This is a genomic window from Streptomyces synnematoformans (genome assembly GCF_039531005.1).
GTDB classification, from domain to species: Bacteria; Actinomycetota; Actinomycetes; order Streptomycetales; family Streptomycetaceae; genus Streptomyces; species Streptomyces synnematoformans.
The window spans coordinates 1-7,271 of record NZ_BAAAPF010000346.1 but is presented as its reverse complement, the minus strand read 5'-3'; the positions used below and the strand labels follow the sequence as shown (position 1 = coordinate 7,271).

Annotated in this window: 8 protein-coding genes; 3 read left to right on the top strand and 5 right to left on the bottom strand. The window is 74.3% G+C overall.

Annotated elements, in window-relative coordinates; genetic code table 11:
- Positions 1 to 22 precede the first annotated feature (22 nt).
- A complete protein-coding gene (xylB, locus tag ABD317_RS31420; RefSeq protein WP_344294369.1) occupies positions 23 to 1,441 on the bottom strand; it encodes a xylulokinase in 1,419 nt (472 codons plus the stop codon).
- A gap of 104 nt (positions 1,442 to 1,545) precedes the next feature.
- Between xylB and xylA the strand changes: the two genes are divergently transcribed.
- The 3 genes from xylA to ABD317_RS31405 all read left to right on the top strand — a co-directional run bounded on the left by xylA (position 1,546) and on the right by ABD317_RS31405 (position 4,245).
- Positions 1,546 to 2,709: a xylose isomerase gene (gene xylA / locus ABD317_RS31415; RefSeq protein ID WP_027757358.1), complete on the top strand. Its 1,164-nt coding sequence runs from the start codon at positions 1,546 to 1,548 to the stop codon at positions 2,707 to 2,709.
- Between the two features lie 135 nt (positions 2,710 to 2,844).
- Positions 2,845 to 3,300: a hypothetical protein gene (locus tag ABD317_RS31410; RefSeq protein WP_344294367.1), complete on the top strand. Its 456-nt coding sequence runs from the start codon at positions 2,845 to 2,847 to the stop codon at positions 3,298 to 3,300.
- A 48-nt stretch (positions 3,301 to 3,348) separates the two neighbouring features.
- A complete protein-coding gene (locus ABD317_RS31405) occupies positions 3,349 to 4,245 on the top strand; it encodes a CE1 family esterase (protein ID WP_344294365.1) in 897 nt (298 codons plus the stop codon).
- A 23-nt stretch (positions 4,246 to 4,268) separates the two neighbouring features.
- Here ABD317_RS31405 and ABD317_RS31400 read toward each other — a convergent pair whose 3' ends face one another.
- The 4 genes from ABD317_RS31400 to ABD317_RS31385 all read right to left on the bottom strand — a co-directional run.
- Complete coding sequence (locus tag ABD317_RS31400; protein WP_027757360.1) at positions 4,269 to 5,054, bottom strand: ATP-binding cassette domain-containing protein; 786 nt, start codon at positions 5,052 to 5,054, stop codon at positions 4,269 to 4,271.
- Positions 5,055 to 5,059: 5 nt separating this feature from the next.
- Positions 5,060 to 5,899, bottom strand: coding sequence for an amino acid ABC transporter permease (locus ABD317_RS31395; RefSeq protein WP_344294363.1), 840 nt, complete (start codon positions 5,897 to 5,899; stop codon positions 5,060 to 5,062).
- Positions 5,896 to 6,690 (bottom strand): basic amino acid ABC transporter substrate-binding protein, encoded by a 795-nt coding sequence (locus tag ABD317_RS31390; RefSeq protein WP_344294361.1) that lies wholly within the window; start codon positions 6,688 to 6,690, stop codon positions 5,896 to 5,898. Before ABD317_RS31390 ends, ABD317_RS31395 begins: the two co-directional genes overlap by 4 nt.
- Before the next feature lie 134 nt (positions 6,691 to 6,824).
- Positions 6,825 to 7,271: citrate/2-methylcitrate synthase (locus tag ABD317_RS31385; protein ID WP_344294359.1), on the bottom strand; the 447-nt coding region annotated here is incomplete at its 5' end.

The window sequence follows — 7,271 nt, the reverse complement described above, 5'->3', positions numbered from 1 at the left end:
CGCGCGGCGGCCCCGCGCCCTCTCAGGCCCGGCGCAGCAGCGCGCCCGCGTCCGCCAGCAGCGCGCCGATCCGCTCCAGCGTCGCGGCGTCCCGCTCCACCGGCTCGTACGCGCGCCCGTCCGCGGTGTTCCAGCGCCGCGCCACCGCCGCCGGGTCCTCCTCCAGCAGCAGTCCCGCCGCCTGCGCCGCCGCGCCGAGGGCCACCAGCTCCTGCGCCCGCGGCACCTGCACCGCCCGCCCCGACAGCCGCCGCACCGTCTCGCGCCACGCCGCGCCCTGCGCCCCGCCGCCGATGAGCAGCAGCGGCGCGTCGGGGTCGGCGTCGGGCCCGGAGACCTCCGCCATCGCCGTCAGCAGCGCGTGCACCGCCCCGTCGTACGCCGCCTGCAGCACCTGTCCCGGGGTGGTGTCGTGGCGCAGCCCGTGGACCACGCCGGAGGCGTTCGGCAGGTCGGGGGTGCGCTCGCCGTCGAGGAAGGGCAGCACGACGGCCGAGCCGCCCGGGCGCACCTCCTCGCGGTAGCGGCCGAGCAGCGCGGCGATCCGGTCCACGGCCTGGGTGCAGTTGAGGGTGCAGGCGAGCGGCAGCCAGTCGCCGCGGGCGTCGGCGAAGCCGGCGACGATGCCGGTGGGGTCGGCGGGGCGGTGCCGGGAGACGGCGTAGACGGTGCCGGAGGTGCCGAGGCTGAGCACCGGCTGCCCGGGTTCGAGGCCCAGGCCCAGCGCGGCGGCCATGTTGTCGCCGGTGCCGGCGGCGACGAGGGCGCCGTGCGGGACGGGGAGGTCGTCGCCGCGTACGGTGCCGGCCGCCTCGCCCGGCCGCACCACGCGCGGCAGCAGGTCGGGGGAGAGGCCGATCCGCTCCAGCGTCGCGGCGTCGTACGCCTCCGTCGCGGCGTCCCACCAGCCGGTGCCCGAGGCGTCGCCGCGGTCGGTGACGGCCGTGCCGGTGAGCCGTTCTGTGAGGTAGTCGTGCGGCAGCCGCACGGCCGCCGTGGCGGCGGCGGAGTCCGGCTCCTGTTCGGTGAGCCACGCCCACTTGGTGGCGGTGAACGAGGCGGCCGGCACGCTGCCGGTGCGCTCCGCCCAGCCCTTCGGCCCGCCCAGCTCCGCGACCAGCCGGTCACGCTGCGCCGCGGAGCGCACGTCGTTCCAGAGCAGCGCGGGCCGTACCGGACGCCCGTCGGCGTCCAGCGTCACCAGCCCGTGCTGCTGCGCGCCGACGGCGACGGCCGCCGCCTCGCGGGCCGGGGCGCCGCAGGCGGCGAGGGCGGTGCCCAGCGCCTCCCACCACTGCTCCGGATCGCTCTCCCGCCGGCCGCCGGTGCTGACGGCGTGCGCGGCCTGGCCGTGCGCCACCACCTGCCCGGACTCGCTGTCGACGACCAGCGCCTTGGTGGACTGCGTCGAACTGTCGACGCCGATGACGAGGGGCCCCATGCTGTGTCCTCCGCGACTCGTGTGGGCCGGCTCTTCCCTCCGACCCGGTTGGCATCCTATTTTGTAAAGCGGCCTTACGAAATAGATCCGTCGAAGGAGCCGCCATGTCGTACACCCCTACCCCCGAGGACAGGTTCAGCTTCGGTCTGTGGACCGTCGGCTGGCAGGGGCGCGACCCCTTCGGCGATGCGACCCGCGCGCCCCTCGACCCGGTCGAGAGCGTGCAGCGGCTGTCCGAGCTGGGGGCCTACGGCGTCACCTTCCACGATGACGACCTCATCCCCTTCGGCGCCTCCGAGACCGAGCGCGAGTCGCACGTCAAGCGCTTCCGCCAGGCGCTCGACGCCACCGGGATGGCCGTCCCCGCGGCCACCACGAACCTCTTCACCCACCCCGTCTTCAAGGACGGCGCCTTCACCGCCAACGACCGCGACGTCCGCCGCTACGCGCTGCGCAAGACGATCCGCAACATCGACCTGGCGGTGGAGCTGGGCGCGAAGACCTACGTCGCCTGGGGCGGCCGCGAGGGCGCCGAGTCCGGCGCCGCCAAGGACGTGCGCGTCGCGCTCGACCGGATGAAGGAGGCCTTCGACCTGCTCGGCGAGTACGTCACCGGGCAGGGCTACGACCTGCGCTTCGCCATCGAGCCGAAGCCCAACGAGCCGCGCGGCGACATCCTGCTGCCCACCGTCGGCCACGTGCTGGCCTTCATCGAGCGGCTGGAGCGCCCCGAGCTGTACGGGGTCAACCCCGAGGTCGGGCACGAGCAGATGGCCGGGCTCAACTTCCCGCACGGCATCGCCCAGGCGCTGTGGGCGGGCAAGCTGTTCCACATCGACCTCAACGGCCAGAACGGCATCAAGTACGACCAGGACCTGCGCTTCGGCGCCGGCGACGTGCGGGCCGCGTTCTGGCTGGTGGACCTGCTGGAGACGGCCGGCTACGCGGGTCCGCTGACCTTCGACTTCAAGCCGCCGCGCACCGAGGACAAGGAGGGCGTGTGGGCGTCGGCTGCCGGGTGCATGCGCAACTACCTGATCCTCAAGGAGCGCGCCGCCGCCTTCCGCGCCGACCCCGCCGTGCAGGAGGCGCTGCGCGCCTCGCGCCTCGACCAGCTCGCCCAGCCCACGGCCGACGACTCCGGGCTCGCCGGGCTGCTCGCCGACCGCGGCGCGTACGAGGACTTCGACCCGGAGGCCGCGGCGCAGCGCGGCATGGCCTTCGAGCGCCTGGACCAGCTGGCGATGGACCACCTGCTGGGCCTCTGAGGCAACCGGCCCGCGAGGGCGCACGGCCCTCCCGTGCGCCGCCGCGGCGCTCTGACCGGCGCGGAAGTGTCGCAACCCTGTCACGACGCCGGCGGAACCGATCCTTCCGCCGCCGCCCGGGGCGAAGCTGGGGCCATGAGCTACCCGCCGCCCGAAGACACCCCGCCGCCGGACAGCACCCCGCCGGCCGGCAGCACCCAGCACTGGCCCGCGCCGCCCCCGCCGCCGCCCGTCCGGCAGCCCCGGAAGAAGCTGATCCTGGTGGTGGCCGCCGCCGTCGCGGTGCTGGCCGGCGGCGTCGGCGTGACGTACGCGGTCGTCAGCGGCGGCGACGACGAGGACCCGCCGTGCGCCTGCACGCCGCCGCCGAGCGAGAGCCCCTCCGCCGGGCCGGACGACCCCCGGCTCCCGGAGGACGTCCCGACCGAGCTGCTGCCCAGCGGCCTGGACCCCGAGGACCTGCCCAGCGGCTTCGGCCCCGAGGACATCCCCACCGAGCTGCTGCCCAGCGGCCTCGACCCCGAGGACCTGCCCAGCGGCCTCACCCCGGAGGACATCCCCACCGAGCTGCTGCCCGAAGAGGTCTCCTAGGCGGCCGCGGGCACCGCCCCCGCCCGCCCCGCCGTAGGATCGATCACCATGACGACCCGGGCGGAGACCGTACGGCGTGCCGAGCGGCACGAGTTGACGTTCCACGGGCGCCGCCGGCGCTTCCTGCTCCTCCGCCCGGAGCCCGGCGGCGGCACCGGCCCCGTGCCGCTCGTCGTCGACCTGCACCCCAGCGCCCTCGGCCCCGCCGCGCAGCTGCGCGCCAGCGGGCTCGGCGAGCTGACCGCGCAGGGGTACGCCGTGGCGGCGCCGCAGGGCGCCCTGCCGTACCAGGGCGGCTGGGCCTGGTCGCTGCCCGGGGTGCCGCTGGCGGGGGAGGAGCGGATACGGGACGAGGCCGCCGGCGTCGACGACGTGGCCTTCCTCGCCGCGCTGCTCGACACCCTCGACGGCATGCTCGCCGTCGACCCCGCCCGCCGCCACCTGTCCGGCTTCTCCGGCGGCGCCCGGCTCGCGAGCCACGCCGCCGCCCGCTTCGGCGACCGCCTCGCGTCGGTGGCCTGCGTCGGCGGCGTCCGCCGGCCCGGCGGCCGCCACGCCACCACTCCGCCGCTGCTTGCCGTCCACGGACTGCGCGACGACACCAACCCGTACCACGGCGGCGCCGGACCCCGCTGGGCCGAGCCGGTGCCGGACGGGAGCGCCCGCTGCGCCGCCGCCTCGGGCTGCGCGGCCGAGCCCGTACGGACCGAACCCGCGCCCGGCGTCACCGAGTTCTGGCACCGCGACGCCGCCGGCGACCGGCCCGTGCGCCTCGTCGCCGTCGCCGCCCTGGGCCACGCCTGGCCGGGCACGGCAGAGCCGCTGGTCGGCGGGCACCTGAGCGGTGCCGGCAGCAACACGTACGACGCCTCGGCGGCCGTGCGCCGCTTCTTCGCCGAGTACCCCCGGACGCCCGGCGGCGTGCCGGCCGCCGACGCGCCCTGAGCCGGGCCGCGCGCCGTACGCCCCTACAGCTCCCCGACCTCCGCCGCCGCCGGGTCCAGCACCCGCGCCAGGAACACCCGCGTCCGCCGGTGCTGCGGGTTGCCGATCACCTGCTCCGGCGCCCCCTGCTCCACGACGGCACCCTCGTCCATGAACACCACCCGGTCCGCCACCTCCCGCGCGAAGCTCATCTCGTGCGTGACCACGAGCATCGTCATGCCCTCGTCCGCGAGCTGGCGCATCACCGCCAGCACGTCGCCGACCAGCTCCGGGTCGAGCGCCGAGGTGGGCTCGTCGAAGAGCATCAGCTCCGGCTCCATCGACAGCGCCCGCGCGATCGCCACCCGCTGCTGCTGCCCGCCGGACAGCTGCGCCGGATAGGACGCCTCCTTGTCCGTGAGCCCCACCCGTACCAGGTTGGCCCGCGCGACCTTCTCCGCCTCCGGCCGGCTGCGGCCGAGCACCCGGCGCTGGGCGATGGTCAGGTTGTCCAGCGCCGTCAGGTGGGGGAAGAGGTTGAACGACTGGAAGACCATGCCGATCCGGCGGCGCACCCGGTCGATGTCGACGTCCGGGTCGGTGACCTCCGCGCCGGCCACGGAGATCCGCCCCGCGCTCGGCTCCTCCAGCATGTTCACGCAGCGCAGCAGCGTCGACTTGCCCGAGCCGGAGGGGCCGATGACGCAGACGACCTCGCCGCGCGCGACGGTCAGGTCGATGCCGCCGAGCACCTCCAGGTCGCCGAAGGACTTGCGCAGCCCCTCGATGCCGATGGCCGGGGCGCCCGGGTGCGTGTCCGCCTTGTCCAACCTGGTCACCTGGCCTTCGCCGCCTTCGCCTCTAGCCGCCGGACGAGGTGTCCGAGGGGGATGGTGATGATGAGGTAGCACAGCCCCGCGACGAGGATCGGGGTCAGGCTCAGGTTGTCGTTCAGCGCGTCGCGCCCGAACTTCGTCAGCTCCTTCTCGTCCGTCGCCAGTCCCAGCACGTAGACGAGCGACGAGTCCTTGGTAAGCAGGATCAGCTCGTTCGTCAGCGGCGGCAGCACGATCCGGAACGCCTGCGGGATCACGATCGAGACCATCGCCCGGGTCTGCGACATGCCCAGCGACCTGGCCGCCTCCACCTGCCCCTTGGGCACCGCCTGGATGCCGGCGCGGATGGTCTCCGCCATGTACGCGCCGCCGACCAGGCCGAGCGCAAGCATCGCGGTGACGTACAGGTTCATGTTCACCTGGAAGGCCAGCGGCACGCCGTAGCCGAGGGCGATGAACACCAGCAGCGCGGGCACGCCGCGGAAGAACTCGATGTACGTGGTCGCCAGCCACCGGTTCGGCGGCACGGACGACAGCTTCATCAGCGCCAGCAGCAGCCCGAGCGCCAGCCCGAAGGCGAAGCCGAGCGCGGTGTACGTGACCGTGTTGACGAGCGCGGTGGTGATCACCTCGGGGAACTGGTCCCGCGCGACGTCGAGGTTGAAGAACGCGTCCTTGACCTCGCCCCAGTCCGCGAGCAGGCCCACGGCGGCGGCCGCCGCGGCCAGCGCCCCGTACTGCGCGCCGCGCGCCAGCTTCGCCCGCTGGCGCCGGGTCAGGGACCTGCCGCCGCGCGCCGGGCCGGGTCCCCTGCCGGACTCCTTGCCGGGCTCCTTCACCGGGGTGCCTCGCCGAACCACTTCTTGTAGATCCTGTCGTAGGTGCCGTCGTCCTTCGCCTTCGCGAGGACGTCGTTGATCACCTTGAGCAGCTCCTTGTCGTCCTTGCCGACGCCGATGCCGTACTGCTCGCCGGTGTCGAACTCGGTGGAGACCTCGAACTCCGGGCGTTCCTTGACCCAGTCGTAGAGCACGCCGTTGTCGTTGATCGCCGCCGTGATCTGCCCGCCCTCCAGCGCCTGCAGCTGCAGCCCGAGGTCCTCGTAGTCCTTGACCTCGACGCCGTCCGCGTTGTCCTCCGCGTACATCTGGCCCGTGGTGTCCATCTGCACGCCGAGGCGCTCGCCCTTCAGCGACTCCAGCGAGTCGAAGCCGGAGCCCTTCTTCGTCGCCAGCGCCTGCGTGGCCTCGAAGTACGGGTCGGAGAAGGCGAACTTCTGCTGCCGCTCCTCGGTGATGGTCATGCCGGCCGCCGACAGGTCGCACTTGTTGGAGGCGAACACCGCCCCGGACTCGATGCCTTCGAAGGGCGTGTCGATGACCTCCTGCTCGACGTCCAGCTCCTCGGCGACGAGATCCATCAGCTCGATGTCGAAGCCGACGATGTCACCGCTCTTCTTGTCCTCGAACTCGAAGGGCTTGTACGGCAGTCCGGTGCAGTTGAGCAGCTTGCCGTCCTCGACGAGCGGCACGTCGCCGCTCTGCCCGGACTTCTCGGTGCTGCTGCACCCGGCGAGGAGCGCGGCTGCCGCGCCCAGGGCTATGAGTGGCAGCGGGGGGCGGTACGACACGGTGCCTCCTCGGCAGGTCGGCGCTGGGGGTGCGCTGCGGGAATGCGTGAATCCTGCCATCGGTCTACGCGCGTGTCTCCGCCCCGGTCATTGCGAGCAGGTAACGGAGCCGCTCACATGATCCATAACGTTCCCTATGGGAGGGGTTGTTCGGGTGGCGGGCCGGTGTAACGGCCGCTCGGACGCATGCGCAGGGGGCGCTCGGCGTACTCCTCCAGCGCGTGCGCGACCCAGCCGGCCGTGCGCGCCACCGCGAACACCGTCTCGCCGGCCTCCGCCGGCATGTCCGCCGACACCGTCAGCACGGCGAGCGCCAGGTCGACGTTCGGCCGCACGGACACGTGCCGCGCGGTGATCTCGGCGATCCGGCGGGCCGCGGCCAGCGCCGCCCCGGCCGGCGGGATCGCGTCCAGCAGCGTGAACAGCGCCTCGGCGCGCGGGTCCGCGCCGGGGTACAGCCGGTGGCCAAGACCCGGCACCCGGCGCCCCGCGCGCAGGTGGTCGGAGACCACGGCGGCGGCGCTGCCGCGCGCCAGCGCCTCGGCGAGCAGGCGGTGCGCGAGGCCGCTGGCGGCGCCGTG

Bases quoted from the DNA above. Each gene is read 5' to 3' on its own strand.
- ABD317_RS31410 (WP_344294367.1), top strand. From the start codon at position 2,845: ATGAGCTACCCGCCGCCCGAAGACACCCCGCCGCCGGACAGCACCCCG.
- xylB (WP_344294369.1), bottom strand. From the start codon at position 1,441: ATGGGGCCCCTCGTCATCGGCGTCGACAGTTCGACGCAGTCCACCAAG.
- xylA (WP_027757358.1), top strand. From the start codon at position 1,546: ATGTCGTACACCCCTACCCCCGAGGACAGGTTCAGCTTCGGTCTGTGG.
- ABD317_RS31405 (WP_344294365.1), top strand. From the start codon at position 3,349: ATGACGACCCGGGCGGAGACCGTACGGCGTGCCGAGCGGCACGAGTTG.